Here is a 23,392-nt window from a genome sequence, read left to right on the forward strand (position 1 = left end):
TCAAAGCACCCATGATCGCTCTATAACCAAGAACATAACTTATGGATGCCTCAACCTTAATTTTTGTCTATTTTCCAATCAACAAGCGGCAGCACTAATACAACAAAAAGTCCGCATAATTTTGCAAAAAAGCTCATTGATTCACATCAATGAGCTTTTCAATTCAACAGGTTTTGGTCTAAAAATAAACGATCTAGGCATCCAAAAGTACCGACTGCATATGAGACAGTATTGCCTGTGCAGTTGGATTCGCTGAATGATCTGCGACCATATAAACAAGAAGTGCAATTAGGAAAACCCCCACAATGATCAACATATAAACGGGTAGTTTCTTTTTCTTTGCAATTTCCTCTCGACTCGCCACATGAGGTTGTGGCTTACTAAAATCATGCATCGTAGCAGCCCTCATCCTTTTATTTGTTAGGCTTTAATCTTAGCAATACTCAATGTTGCATTGTGTGAAAAAGCTTCGGACTATCGTTGCAGTGTTTGCAGAACTCTACTTTTTTTATTTATTTTTTTGTTTAAAATATAGTCGGTTTTAGAATACGCTAAAAATAAGCTATACTAGTCGGCTTCGTTTCTCATATGTTTTGCTTTATGTCCTATAGTCAACAAAGTGTTTCTCTTGATTTAGACACGGATGTTACTCATCAATGTTTTTTACATCACACACGTGATGAACATTTAATAGGAATTATTGAGTTTAATAAGCCAAGCTATATCTTAAAGTGGGGAGATTTAGAATACTTCCGTCGTCGTACTGAAGAATTCTCCGTCATGCCTTTACCTGATTGTGTAAATGCAATGATTATCGATATTCGAAATGTACAACCTTTTTTAGACAATGAAGTGCCTATTTTACCTTGGCGCCTACTCGAAGAAGATTGTCCTGTTCGCCTTGTTGTTCCTCAAGACCGTTTAGAACATTATATCGGTATTTTTGAACCGACATGGCTAAACACTGATGTCGATACTGCCATTCAAGAGATCCGTGAATTTATGGATATGTTTGTACATTAAGACATATCCATACCATACGACTACCAATAATTCTCTACTGCAATATTACCTTCACCACGACGATTCATCGTTAAACCTCGTTGTTTAAGTGCCTCTTTTGTATCCTCAACCATCTGAGGATTACCACACAACATCACATGACTACTGGCAGGGTTCAAAGCTAATCCTGCTGCTTTTTCTAATTCACCATTACCAATTAAAATTGGGAGTCGATCATGTAATGCGGCTTTAGGATCACGGGTAACAATTGGAATGAATTTAAATCCAGAATGCCCTTCACCAAATGATGCTGCGATTTCTTCAATACGTTCTACATAAGCCAACTCGGACTCTGTGCGAACGCTATAAACTAGATGAATATGTTTATATTTATTCCAAGTTTCAAAGTCTTGTAACATGCATAGAAATGGTGCAAGTCCAGTACCAGTCCCCAATAGCCAAAGATCTTGCGGTAAAGGTTGTTGATACCGAGCCAAAGTCAAATAACCATAAGATATTTTATCTAAATAAAGTTCATCACCAACTTTAAGGTGTTGCAAATTTGACGTAAATGCACCATCGGGAACAACAATCGAAAAGAATTCTAAAGTTTCATCAAAGGGCGAAGAAACAACAGAATAAGCTCTTACAACTAACTCACCGTCAACCATTAAACCAATTCGCGCAAACTGCCCTGCTGTAAATTTAAAATGAGCAGGTCGGGTCATGGTGAAACTAAAAAGATTGTGAGCCCAACGATGAACAGATAGAACTTTTTCTACGCTAAATTTTTCAATTGACATGATTTGAACGTGGCACGAAACAGTAGGCTCATGTTAGCATGATCGAATAATTGATGGATACTCAAAACATTAAGGCTATTTAACATGCGCATGACCTTACGCCAATTGGCTGTTTTCGTGGCGGTTGCACAAGAAGGAACCGTTACCAAAGCGAGTGATGCTGTCAGACTGACCCAAAGTGCAGCAAGTATGGCTTTAGCTGATTTAGAAGATGGCTTAGGTGCGCCTTTATTTGACCGTTTAGGCAAGCGTTTACAACTGAATGATTTGGGGCGTTTTTTATTACCTCAAGCCTTAGAAATTTTGGGTCGCTGCGAATCCTTTGAACAAGCTGCTAAAGGTGAACTGCAAAGCATTGATTTACGTTTAGGTGCAACCTTAACGATCAGTGATTATTTAATGCCTGATCTGATGGCTGAATTTTTACAGCATCATCCTCAAGCCCATCTTCAATTACAAGTCGGCAATACTCGCCAAATGATTGAAGCAGTGAATCAATTTCAGCTTGATTTAGCCCTGATTGAAGGTTCATGCCATTTGCCTCAATTGCAATGTATCCATTGGCGAGATGATGAGCTTGCAGTCTGCTGTGCACCTGATCATCCTCTAGCAAAGTTAGATCGCCCAATTACACCAGCAGATTTCCATGAGGTTGAATGGATTTTACGTGAAGAAGGCTCAGGCACACGTGAAGTTTTTGACAATGCGATTTTACAAGATCTACCAGATGCCAACATTCGTTTAACCCTCGGTCACAATGAAGCCATCCTGAAAATTGTTGCCAATGGTCTGGGGATGACTTGTGTATCACGGCTTGCGATTGAACCGCTTCAGGAAAAAGGGCAATTGGTCATTCTGGATACACCTTTCTGGGAACTCACCCGTCCCCTGTTTATGCTGGTACATCGTCAAAAATACCAAGGTCCTGGACTCAAAGCCTTTTTACATTTTTGTGAAGATCAGGTTTAAGCCTGATCTTTTATTTTAATGTCTAAATTGGCGCTCACATGGTTCACCATCATTATTTCCATCCATTTTCACATTTGGACAATTCCTTAAAAAGAAGACGGCCTCTTCATACGAACGCATTTGAGAACAGTGAGTTCACCCATCACAACTAAATTGGGTTTGCGCGGTGGCAGGTTGCTGTTCTAATCGTTTTTGATCATGGTGTACTGGTGGTGGTGTTGGTATTGCTTTTAAAGCTTGCTCCGTTTTTTCAGATAACTTTACTTCTGCTTTAAATTTATCTTTATCTTGCACAATAAGAAATTTAAGTAATTCGCCGACTTTTGGCTCACCGCCTGCTGTGGGAAAATCTGTAATATGAAAGAAGATATCTGCCTGCCCTTCAAGCGCTATAAAGCCAAACCCTTTTTCTGAATTATATTTTTTAATTTTACCTTCAGCAAACATATTTTCTTTTCTCATTTGCAAAGCCTAATAGATCAATATGGAGATCAAGAAAATTCTCTCCATATTTTATCTAGATGATTAACGTCGAAAGTTTGATAACAATTCTGATGTAATCGATTGATTATGAGCCAATATTTTATTTTTTTTAGTTTTTGCAGGATTCGGATCTACTCGTTCAATTTGTACTGCTTTAAATTTTCCATTATTTTCTAGGGCTACAAATTTTACTTTTTCATTTCGTTTCGGCTCACCTTCCGATGCAGGAAAATCTGAAATATGAAAAAAGATCTCGCCTTCAGCAGTTGCAATAAAACCAAACCCTTTGTCTGGATTATATTGTTTAACTTTTCCCTGATAAAATTCTTTCTTCATGACATTCACCTAATTTTGCAAGTACTGTATTTCAGTATATAAAAAAAGAGACTTTAAATCCTCCCCTGAAAACAGTACGGTTGGATTAAGTCTCTGTTTTAAGCATATTTTCAAAAATTAATCTTTTTGAACACTACCAAAAATCTTATCACCCGCATCACCAAGACCTGGAACGATATAGCCATCCTCATTCAAACCTTGGTCAATCGATGCGGTATAGATACGTACGTCAGGGTGCGCAGCTTCTACTTTTGCAACACCTTCAGGTGCCGCAACCAAAACCATAACACGGATATCTTTACAGCCACTTGCCTTGAGTACATCAATTGCAGCAATTAATGAATTTCCTGTTGCCAGCATTGGATCAATAATCATCGCTAAGCGATTCGCAACATCAGGTACTAATTTTTTATAGTAAGTACGAACCTCTAAAGTCGCCTCATCACGCTCTAAACCCAATACACTCACTTTGGCACTTGGGATCAAGCTCAGTACGCCTTCAAGCATACCAATTCCAGCACGCAAGATAGGAACAATGGTAATTTTCTTGCCTGCGATACGTTGAGTCGAAACTTTACCTGCCCAACCATCAATTTCATGATCCACAACAGGTAGATCCTTAGTCGCTTCATAAGTCAGTAGCATCGTGACTTCTTGCGCCAATTCACGGAAGTTCTTTGTGCTAATGTCTGAACGGCGTAATAAACCAAGTTTATGACGAATAAGCGGATGGCGAATTTCTTGAATCGACACGAGTAAGTACCTAACTAATATTAATCTTTGAGTATTATAGAGTGTTTTTTTACTCTTCATTAAAAAAAGCCCCCAAATTTTGGAGGCTTTTTTGTACAAATCAGATTATCGGATGCTTACTGTTGCTGAGATAACATGAAATGTAATGGAGAAAGAATTTCTGACTTCAATGCCAAATTGATCATTGGATCTGGGTAGATACCAAGTAATAATACAAGCAATGCTGCACCAAGTACCATGATACCACCAACTTTAGTTCCCCAATGTGCGTCAGCATCAATACGAGGTGTTTCTGGTGGTGTCATATACATCACCACCATGACACGTAAGTAGTAATACAAGCCAATACCACTTCCGACAACGACCATTGCAGCCAAGAACCAATGTTGAGTTGTTACAGCAGCCATTATCACAAGGAATTTACCAATAAAACCTGCAGTTAATGGAATCCCTGCTAATGACAACATCATCACGGTTAATGTTGCAGTCAAGATCGGACGACGCCAGAACAAACCACGGTAGTCTGCAAGACTTTGTGCTTCATCAACGTTGTTATATGGACTAGACATTAACGCAACTGCACCAAATGCACCGATTGTGGTGAGTACGTAAGTAATCACATAAACCGTTACACTGCCTAAACTTGCATAAGTCATACTAATCAAAGCAATCAACAAGTAACCAAAGTGTGCAATTGATGAATAACCAAGGATGCGTTTTAAGTTAACTTGACGTACTGCAAGTAAGTTACCTACCAAAATTGATAACACAGCAATGACTGTCAAAACAGTCACTATTGATTCAACTAAGATTGCACCAGAACTTAATAAGTAACGTACAAATAAACCAATCGTTGCAACTTTGGCAGCTGTAGCTAAGAATGTCGCCATAGGTGCTGGTGCACCTGCATACACATCAGGCGTCCATTTATGGAATGGTGCAAGTGAAAGCTTAAATGCAACAGCAAAGATAATGAGACCTAAACCTAATAGCACCATTGGTTGCTTGATCGCAGTCATCAAAGCTTGAACAGAATCATAGAATGACAATGAACCTGTATACGCATAGATATATGCCATACCCATCAACAACATCGCAGATGCAGTTGCTGAAAGTACAAGATACTTAATTCCCGCTTCTAAAGATTGGCTACGTTGATGCGTGTAAGCCAACATACCGTACACAGGAATTGACATTAATTCTAAGCTGATAAAGAACGAAGCATAATGAGAGCTAGCAACCATCAACATCGCACCTGCTACTGAACACAGTAGCAAGATGTACAACTCTTCGCGATTGTCTTTATACGTTTCAATGTAGGCATGTGAAAGCGTGCTACAAGCCAAAGCAGCGATCAAAATCAGGAATTGGTAGAGCATGGTAAATGGATCAACCATAAACATGCCCATCACGTTCGCAGGAACAAAGTGTCCACTAAACATGGTGTATGCAATAAAAATTGCAGAAAGGTTTAAACCGACCACCGTCGTTGTTGCGACAAGATTATGATTACGTTTAATCGCAATCAATAACATCACAACAACAGAGGTCAATGCCACAATCATCACTGGGACAAGCGGCATAAGCTCAGAAAAAGAAAGAGTGAAGTTCATGGTTTATCGCATCTCCACTTGTTCAAGTTGAGTTGCAGTCTGTTGAACAGTTTCAACAACTTCTTGTACTGGCATATAACTATTGACTAACCACTGCATGCTTGAATGTGACATATCCAAGAATGTCTGTGGGTAAAGTCCTAACCAAAGTAAACCAATCACACAGATCATCAAAATGCTCACTTCACGTACTGATAAATCTTTCAGTGGACTCGGATAGTGTTGCTTTTGTTCAGCATTTGGTTCGCCAAAAAGTGCTTTGTGAATCAGAATCAGACCGTAAAGACCTGCAAATACTAAACTTACTGCAGCAATGATTGTGAATGCAGGATAAGCTTTGAATGAACCCATAAGAATTAAGAATTCACCAATAAAGTTACCTAGACCAGGTACACCGACAAGTGCTGCAACAAAGAACATCAAGAAGAATGGTAAATATTGCAGTTGACCACGAAGACCACCCATTAAGCGTAGATCACGTGTGTGTAAACGCTCATACACTTGACCCGACATAATGAACAATGCAGCAGATGACAAACCATGTGCCAACATCATGATCATCAGACCTTGGAAAGTCAGAATATTACCTGCATAAATCGCAAGTAAAATGAAACCCATGTGTGAAATAGACGTATACGCAAGCAGACGTTTCATGTCTGTTTGTTGGTAGGCCAAGAATGCACCGTAGAAAATACCAATTAAACCCAAAATGATTGCAATATCAGCAAACTGAGCTGACGCTGCTGGGAAGAATGGAATTACGAAACGAAGTAGACCGTACGCTGCTGTCTTAATCAAAATACCAGCCAAGTCCACAGAACCCGCTGTTGGTGCTTGTGCATGCGCATCAGGTAACCAACCGTGTAATGGGAATACAGGTAATTTAACTGCAAAACCAACAAAGAAACACAACATAAATGCATATGCAACTTCTGGTGGTAAGTGGTTTGCAACAGCCAATAAGTAGCTGTAATCAAAACCAATCATACCTGTCATCATATATCCATAGACCACTAAGCCTAAGATACCGATTAACATGATCAAACCAGCAATTTGTGTATATAAGAAGAATTTAGTTGCAGCATAAACACGTGAACGACCATTCGAGCCTTTATGACCCCATAACGCAATCAAGAAATAGATTGGTACAAGCATCATCTCCCAGAAGAAGAAGAACAAGAATAAGTCAATTGCAAGGAATACACCGATAACCCCACCTAAACTCCAAAGGAGGTTTAAGTGGAAGAAACCAACATTCTTTTGAATTTCACCCCATGAACAACCAACAGCAAGTACACCAAGTAATGCTGTCAGTAAAACCATGAGTAGAGATAAACCATCCACAGCCAAGTGAATGCTAATCCCTAAAGTCTGAATCCACGGGAGATGGAATTCAGCAGCCCACGTTGGGACTTTACCGCCCAACTCGTAGCTATATGTACCAGTTTGCCATAGTGCAATACCCAAACCAAAGGTAATGAGCATACCAATCAAGGCAATCCAGCGTGGCAAATGTTGGTCAAATTTATCAACCAACCAACAAATAAAACCAGCAATGAAAGGAACTAAAATCAGTGCGGGTAAAATTAAATTATTTTCCATTTTATTTCCCCACAACCTGAATCACGATCAAGATCATCAATAACACCACTACACCGAGTGACATGCTTGATGCGTATTCACGCAATGAACCTGTTTGACGCGAACTTGTAAAGCTATTACCACCTTTCACAAGTGCAGGTAGCACTAACCATAAACCATCAATTGGATCACGACCTAAGATTTTCGCAATCAATAAATATGGTTTTACAAAAACGATGTCATACAAAGCATCAAAACCAAATGCGGTACGGCAAATGTGCGCTAAACCAGAACCCAAAGACGTTTGAGCAAATGATTTAACCGCACCATACGCAAAGGCAAATAAGAAAATACCAACAACCAAACCAACAAGGGCAACACCACTTGCTAAATGTTCTGCATGTGCAACCGCTTCTTCTAAAGCTTCAGGAACAACAAAGCTTGGAATACTTGCAGCAGTCAATAATTTTGCAACAGGTGCTTGTAAGAAATAACCAATACCTGTTGATAAGGTCGCAAGAATTGCAAGCGGTGCCCAGTAAGTCACGCCATGAATGGCATGTGCATGGGTTTTTTCTTCGCCAAAGAATACCACCCAGATTAAACGGAAGGTATAGATAGACGTTAAGAATGCGCCCGCAACACCTACCCAATACAACGTGTTATAAAGTGGAAGGTTTGCAATCGTAGACTGTGCATATACTGCACCTAAAATCGCATCTTTAGAGAAGAAGCCAACTGTTACGATTGGAAGTGCAGCTAATGCGCCACCACCGATGACGAAACACCAGAATACAAATGGAATCTTTTTACGTAATCCACCCATTTTGAAAATGTTTTGTTCGTGATGACATGCAAGAATTACGGCACCCGAAGAAAGGAACAATAACGCTTTGAAGAATGCGTGAGCAAGCATATGGAATAAACCAGCTTGATACGCCTCAGCACCCACCGCCATAAACATATAACCGAGCTGACTCATAGTTGAGTAAGCCAAGATACGTTTGATATCGGTTTGAACCAATGCAGCAAAACCAGCTACAAGTAAGGTTACTGCACCTGTAATCGAGATGAACTGCATTACTTCTGGTGCCATTTCCATCACAGAGAACATACGGCAGCATAAGTACACACCCGCTGTCACCATCGTTGCAGCGTGGATCAATGCAGATACTGGTGTAGGACCAGCCATCGCATCAGCTAACCAAGTTTGTAATGGAATTTGCGCTGATTTACCTGCTGCACCTAAGAACAACATCAATGCTGTCCAAATCGACAATGATGAGCTTTGCGTCATCACAGTCGCTGCATGCTCAACAATGTACTGTGTATTCAACGTACCAAACTGTTGATAGAGCAAGAACAATGCGATGAGTAAGAAAACATCACCCACACGTGTTACGGTGAATGCCTTGATTGCTGCCCAACCATTTGCAGGGTTTGAGTAGTAGAAACCAATCAAGAGGTATGAACACAGACCTACGCCTTCCCAACCTAAGAACAATAACGCCAAGTTATCGCCGAGTACCAACAACAACATGCTGGCAACGAACAGGTTGAAATAAGAGAAGAAACGTGCGTAATCTTCTTCACCACGCATATACCATGATGCAAAGATGTGAATCAGGAAACCAACACCTGTGATCATACCAGTCATCAATAATGACAAACCATCGAGGTGCAAGCTGATGCCTGGCTCAAAACCGCCAACACTGAACCACGTCCATAAGTGTTGAACAAAAACAGTTTGGCCACTGCTGGTAAATGCAAGGCCAGCGATTAAAGCAAATAAGGCAGATAAACCAACTGAACCGACACCAATAATGGCAGCGACATTTTCAGACAGTTTGTTACGCCCTGCCGCTAACAGGATAAAACCAATGAGCGGGAATAAAACGGTTAAATATAATGTACTCATCCGCGCATCTCACTAGCAGCATCCACATCCAAGTGATGGAAGCGATGATAAAACTGAAGGACGATCGCAAGACCAATACACGCCTCTGCCGCAGCAAGCGTTAGGATCAAAATGAACATCACTTGTCCATCTGGTTGAGCCCAAACACTACCTGCCAAAACAAATGCCAATGCAGCAGCATTCATCATCACTTCAAGGCTCATTAGCATAAATAATAGGTTGCGTCGCACCATTACACCGTAAAAACCGAGTGCAAAAAGGATGGTTGCAACAATCAAACCATGTTCTAAAGGGATGTGTCCCATTATTCTTTATCCTCTTCTGCACTTGGTTCACGTTTGCCAAGGTGATATGCGGCAACTAAGGCTGCAAGCAATAACATCGCGGCAACTTCCACCAATAATAGATAGTGAGTAAATAATGCTTGACCGACTGCTTTAGGGCCTACAATTTCTGTACCTAATGGTGCAGAAATCGTGGTGTATTCTCCACCCAACATCCAAACCAAAACCAAGCCCAATAAGAAACTCATTAATGCAGGATATGCCCATGCATCAGAAGTTAACCATTTACGTTCTTGTTCAACCGTGTCTTGTCCAAGGTTCAACATCATGACCACGAAGACGAACAACACCATGATTGCACCAGCATAAACAATAATCTCAAGTGCACCCGCAAAAGGCGCACCCACGATCATGAAAATACCAGCAACAGCAAGTAAAGAAACGATTAAACTTAAAAGAGCATGTACGGGATTCGTATTTGTCACAACACGTATTGTCGATACGATGGCCACAAGTGCCATCAAATAAAATGGCCACATCATGGTAATAAGCTCCGTACATCAACTGGTGCACTTTCTTTTTGTGCCTGACCTTTTTCCTTACCATTTACTGCCATACCAGTGACACGGTAGAAGTTATAGTCAGGATATTTGCCTGGGCCAGAAATCAATAAGTTTTCTTTTTCATAAACCAAGTCTTGGCGTACATATTCAGCAAGTTCAAAATCGGGAGTCATCTGAATTGCAGTTGTAGGACAAGCTTCTTCACACATACCGCAGAAAATGCAGCGTGAAAAGTTGATACGGAAAAATTCTGGATACCAACGTCCATCTTCTTTTTCCGCTTTTTGTAATGAAATACAGCCAACAGGACATGCAACCGCACACAGGTTACATGCCACACAACGCTCTTCCCCATCTGGATCACGCGTCAAGATGATACGACCACGAAAGCGTGGAGGCACAATTTGTTCAGCTGGTACTTCTGGATATAAAATCGTGTCACGTTTACGTGTTACATGGCTAAACACCATCCACAACGAACGGACAATCGATCCAAATCCAGCTAGAATTTTATACATTTTGTACTCCTTGCTGTCCTAGGCCTGATTCATCAGAATCACAGCACCAGTCACTAACAAGTTGACCAACGCCAATGGCAAACAAACTTTCCAACCAAAATTCATCACTTGGTCATAACGTGGACGCATTAAAGAACCACGCGCCAATACAAACATCATTACAAAGAATGCTGTTTTAATCACGAACCAAAAAACTGGTGGAACAAATGGAATTTCTAAGTTAAATGGTGCAAGCCATCCGCCGAAGAATAACGTTACGATCAGTGCAGAGATTAAAACCACGTTTACGTATTCCGCAACGAAGAACATCCCCCACTTCATCCCACCATATTCAACGTGATAACCTTCCGCCAATTCTTGCTCAGCTTCTGGTTGGTCAAATGGATGACGATGCGTCACTGCAACACCAGCAATAACAAAGATAATGAAACCAATGAATTGTGGAATAACAAACCAAACATCACGTTGAGCTTCAACGATTTCACGTAGATTGAATGAGCCTGCAATCGCAACCACACCCATCAATGAAATACCCAAGAACACTTCATAAGAAATAGTTTGAGCAGCAGAACGAAGACCACCGAGTAACGAGTATTTGTTGTTAGACGCCCAACCACCAAACAGCACTGCATAAACTGCAATACCCGCCATTGCCATAAAGAACAATAGACCGATGCTCATATCCGCAACGCCCAGTGTAGGACTTACTGGGATGACCATAAACGAAAGTACCGCAGTTGCCATCGCAACTGCTGGTGCTAAACGAAAAGTCAGCTTGTCAGCAAACTTTGGTGTCCAGTCTTCTTTGAACATGATCTTGAGCATGTCAGCAACGATCTGGAACATACCACCCGGACCAACACGGTTTGGACCATAACGGTCTTGCCATAACGCCAAGAGACGACGCTCAATAAATGACATTAACGCAGCAACCAAAACCACCACCAACAGGATCACAACTGCTTGAATCACTGAATAAGCGATTGGCCAGTTCTCAGCCCAAAGTGGCGTTTGACGTATAATTTCTTGATTCATGAATTACACTCCTACTGCCACAGACACAGGCTCTGCCAATGAAACGGTTGGTGCTAGACCAATTGGATAACCAATATAGCCTGTTGGTAAATATTCGATGACCTGTACAGGTAAGCTGATGCTCGTTTCGCCTGCTTTCACTGTAATACGTTGACCATCTTGAACATTTAAGCGCGTTGCATCTTGTTCACCCACGGCAAACATCGCTTCAGGAATACGTGATTCCATTGCTGGTGTTTTAATCGTGAATTCACCAGAACCAAAAATATGGTGCATTGGCACAAGACGGAAGCTTTCAGGATTCACAACCACGGCAGTCGGTGCAACATAGCTACGTGCAGGACGTTTTGCTAAGCGATCGAATAAACGTACACCCGAATCACCACCTTTTAAGTGACCACCGACTTCATCTTGGTACTTGTTCCACGCTTGTGGCGAGTTCCAACCCGCAGCCCATGCGAAAGGTACTAAAGACGATGCTGTCTGATTACCCACATAACCTTCCATAGAGAATGTTAATGCTGAATCTGGATCAGTTGGTTGTTTTGGCTCGTGAATTGATAACGGCGCACGCATTGCAGTACGACCTGAGTAACGACGTGGCTCACGTGCAATTTTCAAACCATGAACACGATAACCTGCATCTGGTGCAACATCTTGAATCGCTTCAAGTACTGGTACATTCTTCACGATGTCATCAATTACATCATCAAGCAATGTCCAATCGACTGCTTTACCTTTAAGACCTGTCTCAACAGCATGTAACCAACGCCATGATTCTTTGATCGCATATTCAGGCTTGTAGTAGCTTGGGTCATACACTTGATAGAAACGTTGTGCACGGCCTTCTTGACTCACTACAGTGCCATCACCTTCAGCAAAACTTGCTGCTGAAAGAACGATGTCTGCAAGCTTCACAGTCTCAGTTTCGCTGTGATCCAATACAATCACGGTCTCAGCCTTGTCAAATGCAGCTTTGATTTGAGCAGCAGGTAAACGACGGAACAAGTCATTTTCAACAATAACCAGTGTGTCGTAGTCTTGCGCAAAGGCTTGTTCTAAACTTAAACCACCGAATAATGCTAAGCCCATTGAGTTCACTTCAGGAACAGTCAACGACAGCCCTGCATTTTCGCCGAGATTTAAAGCGACTTGAGCCGCAGCTTCCATGATCGCAGGATCTTGTAAACTCGTACCAGAAATAATCAAAGGCTTTTTCGCTGCTTTCAAGGTATCTGCAATGGTTTGCGCAAATGCTTTTGCATCATCAGCCAAACCAGAAAGCGCTTCGCCTTTAACAGCAGCCGCAACCGCGAAACCTAAACGTGCGATGTCATTTGGCGATGCAACTACTTCACCCGTTGCCACATCTGCTAAACGTGTTTGCGTTGCAGCAAGAATATAGATTGGAGATTTAGCATCTTGACCAATACGTTGTACAGGCTCTGCCAACCAATCGGGTGTACGTGTTTTCGCAGCCATTTCTTTGGCTTTATTTTTCGCAGCTTGGCGAACTGATAAAGCCATACGTGGTGCTGTTTGCGTTAAGTCTTCACCCAAGATCAACACCGCATCGTAACTTTCAATTTCACGCATGTTCGGGTTGTAAATACCCTGTGTTTGCATGATTGATGCAGCTAATTCAACCAGATTTTGCTCTTTTTGAGACATACCTGTTGAATAGTTGTCTTGTCCAACCAATTGACGTAGCGCATAGTTTGATTCCAAGCTTGCGCGTGGCGAACCAACACCTAATACTTTTTTGCTTTTTAGTTGAGCAATGACTTGATCAAGTGCTTGATCCACACTCACAGTTGTAACAGCGTCACCATTACGGAACTGTGGTTGACGTGGACGATCTTCACGATTCACATAACCTGTACCGAAACGACCTTTATCACACAGGAAGTATTGGTTTACTGAACCATTAAAACGGTTTTCAACACGACGGATTTCGCCATAACGCTCACCCGGTGAGATGTTACAGCCCGAAGAACAGCCATGACATACGCTCGGAGCATATTGCATGTCCCACTTACGGTTATAACGTGCTGAATGCGTCTTATCAGTAAATACACCAGTCGGACAAACTTCAGTCAAGTTACCAGAAAATTCAGACTCTAAAGTTCCTGACTCTGGACGACCGAAATAAACACGTGATGCATTGGCATAGACACCAAAGTCCGTACCACCCGCATAATCTTTGTAGTAACGTACACAACGATAGCATGCGATACAGCGGTTCATTTCATGTGCAATAAATGAACCCAACTCTTGGTTATGATGGGTACGCTTCGTGAAGCGATAGCGACGACGATCGTGTTGCGTCATCACCGTCATATCTTGTAAATGACAGTGACCACCTTCTTCACAGACTGGACAGTCATGTGGGTGGTTGGTCATTAAGAATTCGACGATTGATGCACGAAAATCCGTTGCTTCTTTGTCTTCAATCGAAATAAAGGTATTGTCGGCAGCTGGTGTCATACAAGACATGACTAAGCGTCCACGTGTATCTTCCGCATTATTATATTGCGTAACAGCACATTGACGACAAGAACCAACAGAACCTAAGGATGGGTGCCAACAAAAATACGGGATGTCGATACCAAGGCTGAGACATGCTTGTAGCAAGTTTTCAGAGCCATTGACTTCATACGATTTTCCATCGACATGAATTGTAGCCATAGTCGAATTCCTTAAGCTTGTTCTACGTCAAGAGCAGAAGCATGGGTTTTAACCTTTGCTTCAAACTCATGGCGGAAATATTTTAATGCGCCCATAAGCGGCTCCATCGCACCCGGTGCGTGAGCACAGAAAGTTTTACCGATCCATAATTTACGCGTCAGTTCTTGTAAATGATCGATATCTTCTTTCTTACCTGTACCTGTTTCGAGTGCTTTCAGCGCTTTGACTGCCCAAGGTAAACCATCACGGCACGGTGTACAGAAACCACATGATTCACGTGCAAAGAACTCTTCTAAATTACGCGTTGCAGAGACCATACATTGGGTTTCATCAACCACCATCAACAAACATGTTCCTAAACGTGAACCTGCTTTCATGATGCTTTCAGCGTCCATTGGCAGGTCAATATGTTCAGCCGCCAAGAAATCTGTTGATGCGCCACCCGGTAACCATGCTTTCAGTGTTAGACCGTCACGCATACCGCCCGCATGATCTTCAATCACTTCGCGCGCAGTTGTACCAAAAGGAAGTTCCCAAAGTCCTGGGAATTTCACCTTACCTGATGCACCATAAATCTTAGTACCTGGATCTTTGGATTTATGTGCAGAAAGGTTGATATACCACTCTGGCCCACGCAACATGATTGCTGGCAAGTTATTGTAGGTTTCAACGTTGTTGACAATCGTTGGACGACCCCATGCACCAGCAACTTGTGGGAATGGTGGTTTAGTACGCGGATTGGCACGACGACCTTCAAGCGAGTTGATCAATGCAGTTTCTTCACCACAGATATAACGCCCTGCACCCGTGTGAACATACATCTCAAAGTTCCAACCAGTACCGAGGATGTTTTCACCCAAGTAACCTTTGGCACGAACTTGCTCTAATGCTTCATTTAAGTATTGAGCTGCTTCTATGTATTCACCACGAATGAAGATATAACCATGCGTTGCTTCAAGGGTATAACCTGCAATCAGCATACCTTCGATCAATTGATGTGGAAGTTTTTCCATCAACAAACGGTCTTTAAAGGTACCTGGTTCCATTTCATCAGCATTACAGATCAGGTAACGTGGACCTGAATTGTCGTTTGGCGCCATCAGTGACCATTTGATCCCTGCTGGGAAGCCTGCACCACCACGACCTTTAACTGTCGCAGCTTTAATCACGTCAAGTACATCTTTTGGTGGCATGCTGAGCGCTTTTTTGAAGCCTGCATAACCTTCTAAAGCTTCGTATTCATCAGCATTGCGTACTGCATCTTGCTTACTCAAACGCCAAGTGAGTGGATGAGTTTCTGGATTACCGTCGCCATAAATTGGTTTTGGTTCAGTATTCATACATACTTCTCCAATAACTGTTTAACTGATGACACATCCACTAAACCGTGAGTATCTTCATCAATCATTAACGTTGGACCTTTATCACAGTTGCCTAAACAGCAAATTGGGAGCAAGGTGAAACGACCATCTGCTGTGGTTTGTCCATACTGAATGCCTAACTCTCGCTGAAATGCTTCTGCTAAAGTTTCCGCACCCATCAAGAAGCATGCAATTGAGTCACATAACAAAATCACATGACGACCTACAGGTTGGCGATAAATACGGTTATAGAACGTTGCTACACCCTCTAAATCTGCCACACTGATTGTCAACAATTGCGCAATCGCATTCATTTGAGCGTCATCTACCCAGCCATTACGACGTTGTACGCATTTTAATGCATCCAATGATGCCGCACGTGGATATGGATAGTGATCAATATGGTGTTCAATCTCATGGATTTCTTCAGCAGTCAAAATCCCTTCAACATTCACACGAGGTTTTTTATCAGTCAAAATCATCATAATCGTTTACCCCTAGCGATCCACGTCAGCCATAACCACGTCAATGGTCGCCAAATAAATGATCAAGTCAGAAACCAAACTGCCATTAATCACAGAAGGCATTTGCTGCAAATGCGTGAAGGTCGGTGTACGAATACGAGTACGGTAACTCATCGTTGACTTGTCTGAAGTCAAATAATAAGTGCTCGCACCTTTCACCACTTCAGTCATAAATGATGACTCACCCGCAGGCATGACAGGACCCCAAGATACGCTCAAGAAGTGCGTAATCAAGGTTTCAATATCTTGTAATGTCTTATCTTTTGGTGGTGGAACAGCCAGTGGATGATCCGCTTTATAAGGACCAGATGGCATGTTGTCCAAGCACTGTTGAATAATTTTCAACGACTCGGTAATTTCACGGAAGTGAACCAAGACACGTGCATATGCATCGCCTTCATATTCCACTGGAACATCAAAGTCGAAGTTTTCATAACCACTGTATGGACGATATTTACGAACGTCAAAGTCAATACCCGTTGCACGTAAACCTGTACCCGTTACACCCCAAGCCAACGCAGATTTAGCGTCGTATTGCGCAACATTGCGGGTACGACCAATAAATACTGAGTTTTTAAGTGCCGCAGTGTAGTACTCGTTCAAACGTTTTGGCATCCACTCTAGCAATTCTTTAACAAGTTTTTGCCAGTTGTTTGGAAGGTCATGCGCCGTACCACCGATACGGAACCATGCTGGATGCATACGGTAACCCGTGATCGCTTCAACGATGTCATAGACTTTTTGACGGTCTGCGAACATATAGAATACAGGAGTCATACCACCCGCATCCTGAATCGCTGTACCACAGAATAATAAGTGGTTATTGATTCGGAATAATTCGTTTAACATCACACGAATGACTTGCGCACGCTCAGGTACTTTAATACCAGCAAGCTGTTCAACAGCCATTACGTATGGCATGTTTTGTGCACAACCGCCTAAGTAGTCAACACGATCGGTATAAGGAATAAATGAATGCCATGTCTGACGTTCAGCCATCTTTTCCACACCACGGTGGTGATAACCAATATCAGGTACGCAATCTTTCACTTCTTCACCGTCCAACTGCAATACCACACGGAACGCACCGTGTGCAGATGGATGGTTAGGACCTAAGTTGAGGAACATGAAGTCTTCATCAGCGTTACCGCGTTTTAGACCCCAGTCTTCTGGTACGAAACGTAAGTGTTCTTGTTCGAAATCTTGTTTCGCTTGATCTTGCATATATGGCGTATATTCTGTCGCACGCGCAGAATATTCTTTACGCAACGGATGACCTTCCCAATAGGTTGGCAACAAGATACGACGGAGCATAGGATGCCCTGCGAAATCGATGCCAAACATATCGTAAGCTTCACGCTCGTACCAGTTGGCATTTGGCCAAATATTGGTTGCGGTTGGGATGCTTAAATCATTTTCATTTAATGCAACTTTAATACGAATATCACTATTACGCTCAAGCGATAACAAATGATAAAACACAGTAAAATCTGATGCTGGTAAACCATCACGGTGAACACGTAAACGCTCATCAACCGCAGATAAGTCAAACAGCATTACATAAGGACGTTCCACTTTACGGAGGAACATAAGGACTTCTTGCACGCGTGCGCGCTCAACCCAGACTGTTGGAAACTCTTCAAAAGTCGCCTGCACATAGAAGTTCTCACCAAATTTGGTTTTGAGCTCTTCTACGATTGCAAATGCTGGGCGTGAATCAACTTGCGTTGACTCTGGCATAGCAATGTCAGTTTCAGCCATTGGCTTGGCTTCCTATTTAATACAAATTCTGGCAATTTTCCCGATGATCATGTCTCTTCAGACATGTCACAATTCATCGTTCAAATTATTTAATTTCATCCATAGAGCGTAAGTTTTTCACCGCAATACGTTCCGCATTTTTACGATCGCGTTCTGGCATCATCTTTGGCTTATACACAGGCTGAAGATCATCACCAATCACCGCTGAAAGTGGACGGCGCTCTAGTTGAATTTGGTCTTGAAGTAACATCAATGCTTGGATCAATGCTTCTGGACGAGGTGGGCAACCTGGGATGTACACATCAACAGGAATAATTTTATCGACACCTTGTACTACAGAATAGATGTCGTACATACCACCAGAGTTCGCACAAGCACCCATAGAGATGACCCATTTAGGCTCAAGCATTTGTTCATACAAACGTTGAATTACAGGTGCCATTTTGACAAAGCAGGTTCCTGCAACAATCATTAAATCTGCTTGACGTGGTGAAGCACGAATAACCTCAGCACCAAAACGAGACAAGTCATGTACACCAGTTAAAGTCGTCGCATATTCAACATAACAGCATGATGTACCGAAGTTAAAAGGCCATAAAGAGTTTTTACGTCCCCAGTTCACTGCGGTATGCAACACATCTTCAAGACGTGTCATCATCACACTTTTATTCACTTCTTCCTCAAGAGGATCAGTTACGATTTGACGATCTTGTAATGGATACTGATCGGCATCTGGATTCGCACGGGTTAAAGTATATTTCATCCCGACTTACTCCTGTTCAAATGATGATGTAGTCGGTGTTTTAGACTTAACACGACCAGAAGACTGTGCTGGAATATGACCAGTAGGATCGACAACAAGCTCTTCAATATTATTGAATCGAGTAATGTCAGCAATATTCATATTCGGTGAACCAATTTTTGTTGTCACACCGGCAGATTTACGACGATCTACAGGTGCCCAATTCAGCGCGCCTACAGAAATTGCATAAACCAAAGCGATCAAAAGATCGACAACAAAAATAACGACCGTGGTAAATCCAAACCAACCTACTTCACGAACTGATGTCGACCATGCGTAGAGGTAAAGAGCTTCCAAGTCAAAGACAACGAAGAAAATTGCAACTAAATAGAATTTGGCTGACAAGCGGATACGAGCACCGCCCGCACCAACTACACCTGATTCAAACTGCTCTTGCTTCGCACGCCCCCATGCTTTACCCCCGAGGAGTAAGGGAACTGTAAGCATAAAAACGCAAAGAAATGTAACGCCGATCACGAAGGCGATAATCGCCCAATCGTATGGAGTAATGGCACTCATGCGGGGATAACTCCTGGCAGGCCTATTTTTAACAAAGAATGTATGTATTGGCCTTCAAATACACCAAACACAAAATTAATCCCGCCAATTGTACCTGATTTCTAATTTCTCATGCTAGTTGAAGCGCTTTAGTCTTTAGGATGATTTTGTTGATTAATTTCCTGATACGACCTAGATCGCTACAAATTCACCCTTAAAAATCGAATTATCAAATCGATTAACCAATGTTAATCATTTTTTTCTTTATTCTTGCGCCAAAAATATCCGCAACTTGTCATCAATGCTCAAAAATATTGCAGCATGAACTAAATCATTGCATTGATACAAATTTGTGCTGAAAATTTAAACAAAATTTATATAATAGCCCGACCTAATTTCCCCCAAAGAAAAGTGTCAGCATGGAGGCTGTTCATGCCTGTGCCGAACAGATTCGCCGACACATGAGCCAAACTCCTATTTCAATTGATCAATAGCAGCATTTTTTCATTCAGCTTAGCATTGGCCTGTGCATTTGCACGCCCGAAAATCACCAGCCGATTGAGCACTTATTCAAGCAGGCGGACAATGCGCTTTACCACGCAAAAAGATAGGGCCGAAATCAGGTTGTCATTTCGACATAATATTTTGCAATTCAGCTACATGCTTTAATTAACTTTATACACTATTTGGCTGAGAGATCGATATTCTAAAACTAGCAAACAAGGAGAAAAATATGCATTTAGAATATACACATGACTCAGATTATTTCTTTTTTTCACAGCTGCTGATGCGGCACATTGAAAGTTATATTCGGAAACACCCTGATGCTGATAATGCAATTTTCGACCTAAGAGATATCTATGAAGTCTTTAGAGGAGACTTTGCAGCAACGACAACCAATCTTGAAAGTATTCTAAACATTGCTGATAGCTATAAAGTTGAAACATTAAATGGCGATCAACCATTGATTAAAAGTTATAAAATAGACGTAAAAAATAATTTATTACTTCTGGATTTTAATATAGATGCACTGAATGGCTTAAGGTCTGGTCATCCATTAATCGAGCCTGATTCATCTGTTCATGAATAAGCAATATTTATGCTTCATAAAAAATTAAAGCCAAAGCTTGATGCTTTGGCTTTCTTATATTCTTCATACAAGCTTAAATGAATTAAAACTATTTTTTTATGTTTTGTTTATAACGCTTCGCTGGCCATGTCATGGTAAAACGTGCGCCACCTAAGTTAGGGCTTTGGTCTACCATAATATCTCCACCGAACCAATACGCGATACGACTCACGATTGATAAACCCAAACCATACCCACCTGATGCGCGTGTACGACTATCATCCAAACGAGCAAAGGCTTCAAAAATACGTGCGCGCTCTTGCTCTGGAATGCCGGGCCCATCGTCTTCTACACAGACATATGCCTTACCATCAGCACGAACACCGCCACTGATACGCACCTTGTTGTCACAGTAGCGCACTGCATTGCCCACAAGGTTCTGTACCACACGATGCAGGTAACGGCGCTCGGCATCAACGCGCAATGCCAGAGGTGGCGCAATCAGCTCAATTTCCTTTTGAGTTTTGAGTGCCTCAGTCTCTATTGCAACCTGATTGAGCACTTCGACCAACACAAGGTCCTCAAAGTCCAAAGATGGTGTACCCTGCTCCAGTTTCGCATAGGTCATGATCTCATCAATCAGGGTATTAAGTGCCTCAATATCCTTATCAATCATCTCCACCTGCTGAATACGGTAACTATAGTCATCCTCTTCTGCGAGCATCTCCATACCAAAGCGGATACGCGCCACAGGCGTTCTGAGTTCATGCGACACTGCGCGCATTAATTCCCGTTGCGCCTCAATCAGGCGCTGGATATGGTCTGACATATTGTTATAACTTGATGCCAAATTTGCCATTTCATCTGTGCCTTCAATCGGAACACGTAATGACAGGTCACCCGATTTCATTTTATTCAGGGCATGACGAACCTGACGAATTTTCCGCTCAAGCGGTAGAATTAAACCGTAAACACCTAGACTTAATAAGAATAAGCTAAATAAGGTAATACCTGCTGAAAGCTGAAAAGGCATCCAATTAAACATTGGAACTGGACCTAAGATAAGAACTTGTGCAGGATGATTTGGCATTGGAGAAACAATTGAAATCGTTGTACCACGTACAGTTGCACTATCCTTATATAACAGAATACTTTGGTCTTGACGTAAACGACCGATTTGCTCTGAATCTAGATTAATATCTTTAATATTGGCAATCGTAATCGGATAGTAAAAATGCTTTTTAATTCTTTCTAAATATTCACGCTCTTGCCCCGGATAAAAAATCAAATAATCCAGTACAAAAATTGGCAACGCCTTCATTTGGCGCTCGCCGAGCTTATCCACTTTGATATAAAGATAATGTTTCGCATCATCTTTCAGACCAATAATGATATAACCCACACCATTATTGGCATCATAACGAACCACTGATTTCTGCTCAGCAATCCGCTTTTTCTCAGTACGAGAAAGCTCTACACGTGCTGCATCAACATAGTAGATTGGAAGTTCTAGTAAATCGGAAGCATCAGAAATCCAATCTAGCTTTTGTTGTTTTTGAGGTTGTCGAGATACCCCCTCACTGATGACATATGAAATACCATCCGTCAGATATTCACGATATTCTTGCGCGCGTTGATAGTTGATGACCTGTACCAGCAAATAACAAAATGCGGCAACAACAACAACCAAAACCACTAATCCAGCATAAATTCGCAAGAAAATGCTGTTTTTTAGTACTCGACTTACCATAAGGGAAATAAATCCAAGCTAATTTAAAGCAAGATGCAAATTATATCCCGTTAGTTTCTTTAACGAATAAATAACCTTTGCTACGCACAGTTTTGATACGTTTTGGATTTTCTGGATCATCACCAATTTTTGGACGAATACGTGAAATACGCACATCGATCGAACGGTCTTGACCATCGTATTCAATACCACGGAGACGCTCAAAAATATCTTCACGAGATAAGATGCGTCCTGCGTTTGAAGCTAGCAACCACAATAAGTCATATTCAGCGCTCGTAAAATCAACCAGCTCACCGTTTAAAGTCACTGAACGGCCACCGTTATCAATCACGAGATCATCGAACTCGATACGTTGAGCAACTTCGTCTTCAACTGTTTTATCAGTACGACGTAATAAAGCACGAATACGAGCTAATAAAACACGTGGTTGAACGGGTTTAGCAACATAGTCATCTGCACCCATTTCTAAACCAAGTACCTGATCCATATCTTCTGTACGTGCGGTTAACATCAAGATCGGTTGATGGTAATGTGGACGAACTTCTCGACAAACGGTTAAACCATCTGCACCTGGTAACATCACATCCAAGACAACTAAATCTGGTTGCTCACTGATAATACGGCGAATCGCACGATTACCATCTGTTTCGACCCCAACTTCTAGACCGTTACGAATCAAATACTCTTGTGTTAAGCGAGCTAAACGTTCGTCATCTTCAACGATCAAAATTTTTGGTAACTTTTCTTCTTGGCTCATTTGTATACCCCTACAATTAGAGTGAATCTATCTATAAAAATCTGACAGATACATTGGTTTATGTTTTGCAATATACACACGTTTACATTGTAAACAAGTAGGCGTTCACCAAACTGATACACGGTTAAGCACTTTTGTTATATTTTTATTAAAATTATGAATTTTAATATATTTTTTAATTCCATCTGCTTTTTCCGACAGAATGAATTTTTAGTATAGATTTTGTGCCAATGTTAAACAATCTGTTTCTTTCTTCACCCAAAATAATTTAAGTGTTTGTTTTTTGACTTATCCACAGAGTTATCTATACGTCTTTTTAAAGCC

General features: G+C 41.6%; 22 protein-coding genes and 2 pseudogenes. 4 read left to right on the forward strand and 20 right to left on the reverse strand.

The window, feature by feature from the left end; translation table 11 throughout:
• Positions 1-193 precede the first annotated feature (193 nt).
• Positions 194-394, reverse strand: coding sequence for a hypothetical protein (locus CDG56_RS04135; RefSeq protein WP_087547041.1), 201 nt, complete (start codon positions 392-394; stop codon positions 194-196).
• A 206-nt stretch (positions 395-600) separates the two neighbouring features.
• On the opposite strand from CDG56_RS04135, the gene CDG56_RS04140 reads away from it, so the two are divergent.
• Complete coding sequence (locus tag CDG56_RS04140) at positions 601-1,023, forward strand: hypothetical protein (protein WP_016652946.1); 423 nt, start codon at positions 601-603, stop codon at positions 1,021-1,023.
• Between the two features lie 20 nt (positions 1,024-1,043).
• On the opposite strand, the gene CDG56_RS04145 is transcribed toward CDG56_RS04140, so the two are convergent.
• Positions 1,044-1,805, reverse strand: a complete 762-nt coding sequence (locus tag CDG56_RS04145; protein WP_087547028.1) for a ferredoxin--NADP reductase — start codon at positions 1,803-1,805, stop codon at positions 1,044-1,046.
• Positions 1,806-1,889: 84 nt separating this feature from the next.
• Here CDG56_RS04145 and gigC point away from each other — a divergent pair, with 84 nt between their 5' ends.
• Complete coding sequence (gigC, locus tag CDG56_RS04150) at positions 1,890-2,774, forward strand: LysR family transcriptional regulator GigC (RefSeq protein ID WP_087536830.1); 885 nt, start codon at positions 1,890-1,892, stop codon at positions 2,772-2,774.
• A 15-nt stretch (positions 2,775-2,789) separates the two neighbouring features.
• Here gigC and CDG56_RS04155 read toward each other — a convergent pair.
• The 16 genes and pseudogenes from CDG56_RS04155 to ndhC all read right to left on the reverse strand — a co-directional run bounded on the left by CDG56_RS04155 (position 2,790) and on the right by ndhC (position 19,513).
• A pseudogene (locus CDG56_RS04155) lies at positions 2,790-3,221 on the reverse strand (cold shock domain-containing protein).
• 78 nt (positions 3,222-3,299) lie between these two features.
• Entirely contained in the window at positions 3,300-3,593 is a 294-nt protein-coding gene (locus tag CDG56_RS04160; protein WP_005158613.1) for a cold shock domain-containing protein, read from the reverse strand.
• Between the two features lie 117 nt (positions 3,594-3,710).
• Positions 3,711-4,346 (reverse strand): uracil phosphoribosyltransferase, encoded by a 636-nt coding sequence (gene upp, locus CDG56_RS04165; protein ID WP_004663741.1) that lies wholly within the window; start codon positions 4,344-4,346, stop codon positions 3,711-3,713.
• 116 nt (positions 4,347-4,462) lie between these two features.
• Positions 4,463-5,959 carry an NADH-quinone oxidoreductase subunit NuoN gene (gene nuoN / locus CDG56_RS04170; RefSeq protein WP_087547029.1) on the reverse strand — a complete coding sequence of 499 codons (1,497 nt, stop codon included), beginning with the start codon at positions 5,957-5,959 and terminating at the stop codon, positions 4,463-4,465.
• Positions 5,960-5,962: 3 nt separating this feature from the next.
• Positions 5,963-7,561 carry an NADH-quinone oxidoreductase subunit M gene (gene nuoM / locus CDG56_RS04175; RefSeq protein WP_087547030.1) on the reverse strand — a complete coding sequence of 533 codons (1,599 nt, stop codon included), beginning with the start codon at positions 7,559-7,561 and terminating at the stop codon, positions 5,963-5,965.
• A 1-nt stretch (position 7,562) separates the two neighbouring features.
• Entirely contained in the window at positions 7,563-9,458 is a 1,896-nt protein-coding gene (nuoL, locus tag CDG56_RS04180; RefSeq protein ID WP_005218109.1) for an NADH-quinone oxidoreductase subunit L, read from the reverse strand.
• Positions 9,455-9,763 (reverse strand): NADH-quinone oxidoreductase subunit NuoK, encoded by a 309-nt coding sequence (gene nuoK, locus CDG56_RS04185; RefSeq protein WP_004638057.1) that lies wholly within the window; start codon positions 9,761-9,763, stop codon positions 9,455-9,457. The genes nuoL and nuoK overlap by 4 nt, the downstream gene beginning before the upstream one ends.
• Entirely contained in the window at positions 9,763-10,281 is a 519-nt protein-coding gene (gene nuoJ / locus CDG56_RS04190; RefSeq protein WP_171063546.1) for an NADH-quinone oxidoreductase subunit J, read from the reverse strand. The genes nuoK and nuoJ overlap by 1 nt, the downstream gene beginning before the upstream one ends.
• Entirely contained in the window at positions 10,281-10,823 is a 543-nt protein-coding gene (gene nuoI / locus CDG56_RS04195) for an NADH-quinone oxidoreductase subunit NuoI (RefSeq protein WP_004663751.1), read from the reverse strand. The genes nuoJ and nuoI overlap by 1 nt, the downstream gene beginning before the upstream one ends.
• Positions 10,824-10,841: 18 nt before the next feature.
• Positions 10,842-11,858 carry an NADH-quinone oxidoreductase subunit NuoH gene (gene nuoH / locus CDG56_RS04200; RefSeq protein WP_004663752.1) on the reverse strand — a complete coding sequence of 339 codons (1,017 nt, stop codon included), beginning with the start codon at positions 11,856-11,858 and terminating at the stop codon, positions 10,842-10,844.
• A gap of 3 nt (positions 11,859-11,861) precedes the next feature.
• Positions 11,862-14,546, reverse strand: a complete 2,685-nt coding sequence (nuoG, locus tag CDG56_RS04205) for an NADH-quinone oxidoreductase subunit NuoG (RefSeq protein ID WP_087547031.1) — start codon at positions 14,544-14,546, stop codon at positions 11,862-11,864.
• Between the two features lie 11 nt (positions 14,547-14,557).
• A complete protein-coding gene (gene nuoF, locus CDG56_RS04210) occupies positions 14,558-15,886 on the reverse strand; it encodes an NADH-quinone oxidoreductase subunit NuoF (protein WP_087547032.1) in 1,329 nt (442 codons plus the stop codon).
• Positions 15,883-16,392, reverse strand: coding sequence for an NADH-quinone oxidoreductase subunit NuoE (gene nuoE, locus CDG56_RS04215; RefSeq protein WP_087545390.1), 510 nt, complete (start codon positions 16,390-16,392; stop codon positions 15,883-15,885). Before nuoE ends, nuoF begins: the two co-directional genes overlap by 4 nt.
• Before the next feature lie 12 nt (positions 16,393-16,404).
• Complete coding sequence (gene nuoC, locus CDG56_RS04220) at positions 16,405-18,192, reverse strand: NADH-quinone oxidoreductase subunit C/D (protein WP_087547033.1); 1,788 nt, start codon at positions 18,190-18,192, stop codon at positions 16,405-16,407.
• Between the two features lie 85 nt (positions 18,193-18,277).
• Complete coding sequence (locus CDG56_RS04225) at positions 18,278-18,955, reverse strand: NuoB/complex I 20 kDa subunit family protein (protein ID WP_004638049.1); 678 nt, start codon at positions 18,953-18,955, stop codon at positions 18,278-18,280.
• A gap of 6 nt (positions 18,956-18,961) precedes the next feature.
• Positions 18,962-19,513 (reverse strand): NADH-quinone oxidoreductase subunit A, encoded by a 552-nt coding sequence (ndhC, locus tag CDG56_RS04230; protein WP_004663758.1) that lies wholly within the window; start codon positions 19,511-19,513, stop codon positions 18,962-18,964.
• A gap of 413 nt (positions 19,514-19,926) precedes the next feature.
• Here ndhC and CDG56_RS04235 point away from each other — a divergent pair.
• Both CDG56_RS04235 and CDG56_RS04240 read left to right on the forward strand, forming a co-directional pair.
• Positions 19,927-20,103, forward strand: a pseudogene (locus CDG56_RS04235) (GGDEF domain-containing protein); the annotation flags it as partial.
• Between the two features lie 122 nt (positions 20,104-20,225).
• Complete coding sequence (locus CDG56_RS04240; RefSeq protein ID WP_087547034.1) at positions 20,226-20,582, forward strand: hypothetical protein; 357 nt, start codon at positions 20,226-20,228, stop codon at positions 20,580-20,582.
• An 88-nt stretch (positions 20,583-20,670) separates the two neighbouring features.
• Here CDG56_RS04240 and bfmS read toward each other — a convergent pair whose 3' ends face one another.
• Entirely contained in the window at positions 20,671-22,311 is a 1,641-nt protein-coding gene (gene bfmS / locus CDG56_RS04245; protein ID WP_087547035.1) for a sensor histidine kinase BfmS, read from the reverse strand.
• A gap of 40 nt (positions 22,312-22,351) precedes the next feature.
• On the reverse strand, positions 22,352-23,068 hold the full coding sequence (gene bfmR, locus CDG56_RS04250) for a response regulator transcription factor BfmR (protein ID WP_004655457.1): 717 nt from the start codon (positions 23,066-23,068) through the stop codon (positions 22,352-22,354).
• Positions 23,069-23,392 lie beyond the last annotated feature (324 nt).

Source organism: Acinetobacter sp. WCHA39, from assembly GCF_002165385.1.
Classification (GTDB): Bacteria; Pseudomonadota; Gammaproteobacteria; order Pseudomonadales; family Moraxellaceae; genus Acinetobacter.

Coding starts and splice junctions, on each gene's coding strand:
- nuoL (WP_005218109.1), bottom strand. CDS start 9,458: ATGAGTACATTATATTTAACCGTTTTATTCCCGCTCATTGGTTTTATC.
- nuoK (WP_004638057.1), bottom strand. CDS start 9,763: ATGGGACACATCCCTTTAGAACATGGTTTGATTGTTGCAACCATCCTT.
- CDG56_RS04145 (WP_087547028.1), bottom strand. CDS start 1,805: ATGTCAATTGAAAAATTTAGCGTAGAAAAAGTTCTATCTGTTCATCGT.
- bfmR (WP_004655457.1), bottom strand. CDS start 23,068: ATGAGCCAAGAAGAAAAGTTACCAAAAATTTTGATCGTTGAAGATGAC.
- nuoJ (WP_171063546.1), bottom strand. CDS start 10,281: ATGTGGCCATTTTATTTGATGGCACTTGTGGCCATCGTATCGACAATA.
- CDG56_RS04140 (WP_016652946.1), top strand. CDS start 601: ATGTCCTATAGTCAACAAAGTGTTTCTCTTGATTTAGACACGGATGTT.
- CDG56_RS04225 (WP_004638049.1), bottom strand. CDS start 18,955: ATGAAATATACTTTAACCCGTGCGAATCCAGATGCCGATCAGTATCCA.
- CDG56_RS04160 (WP_005158613.1), bottom strand. CDS start 3,593: ATGAAGAAAGAATTTTATCAGGGAAAAGTTAAACAATATAATCCAGAC.
- bfmS (WP_087547035.1), bottom strand. CDS start 22,311: ATGGTAAGTCGAGTACTAAAAAACAGCATTTTCTTGCGAATTTATGCT.
- nuoH (WP_004663752.1), bottom strand. CDS start 11,858: ATGAATCAAGAAATTATACGTCAAACGCCACTTTGGGCTGAGAACTGG.
- nuoI (WP_004663751.1), bottom strand. CDS start 10,823: ATGTATAAAATTCTAGCTGGATTTGGATCGATTGTCCGTTCGTTGTGG.
- nuoM (WP_087547030.1), bottom strand. CDS start 7,561: ATGGAAAATAATTTAATTTTACCCGCACTGATTTTAGTTCCTTTCATT.
- CDG56_RS04240 (WP_087547034.1), top strand. CDS start 20,226: ATGCATTTAGAATATACACATGACTCAGATTATTTCTTTTTTTCACAG.
- ndhC (WP_004663758.1), bottom strand. CDS start 19,513: ATGAGTGCCATTACTCCATACGATTGGGCGATTATCGCCTTCGTGATC.
- nuoN (WP_087547029.1), bottom strand. CDS start 5,959: ATGAACTTCACTCTTTCTTTTTCTGAGCTTATGCCGCTTGTCCCAGTG.
- nuoF (WP_087547032.1), bottom strand. CDS start 15,886: ATGAATACTGAACCAAAACCAATTTATGGCGACGGTAATCCAGAAACT.
- CDG56_RS04135 (WP_087547041.1), bottom strand. CDS start 394: ATGCATGATTTTAGTAAGCCACAACCTCATGTGGCGAGTCGAGAGGAA.
- nuoG (WP_087547031.1), bottom strand. CDS start 14,546: ATGGCTACAATTCATGTCGATGGAAAATCGTATGAAGTCAATGGCTCT.
- gigC (WP_087536830.1), top strand. CDS start 1,890: ATGCGCATGACCTTACGCCAATTGGCTGTTTTCGTGGCGGTTGCACAA.
- nuoC (WP_087547033.1), bottom strand. CDS start 18,192: ATGGCTGAAACTGACATTGCTATGCCAGAGTCAACGCAAGTTGATTCA.
- nuoE (WP_087545390.1), bottom strand. CDS start 16,392: ATGATGATTTTGACTGATAAAAAACCTCGTGTGAATGTTGAAGGGATT.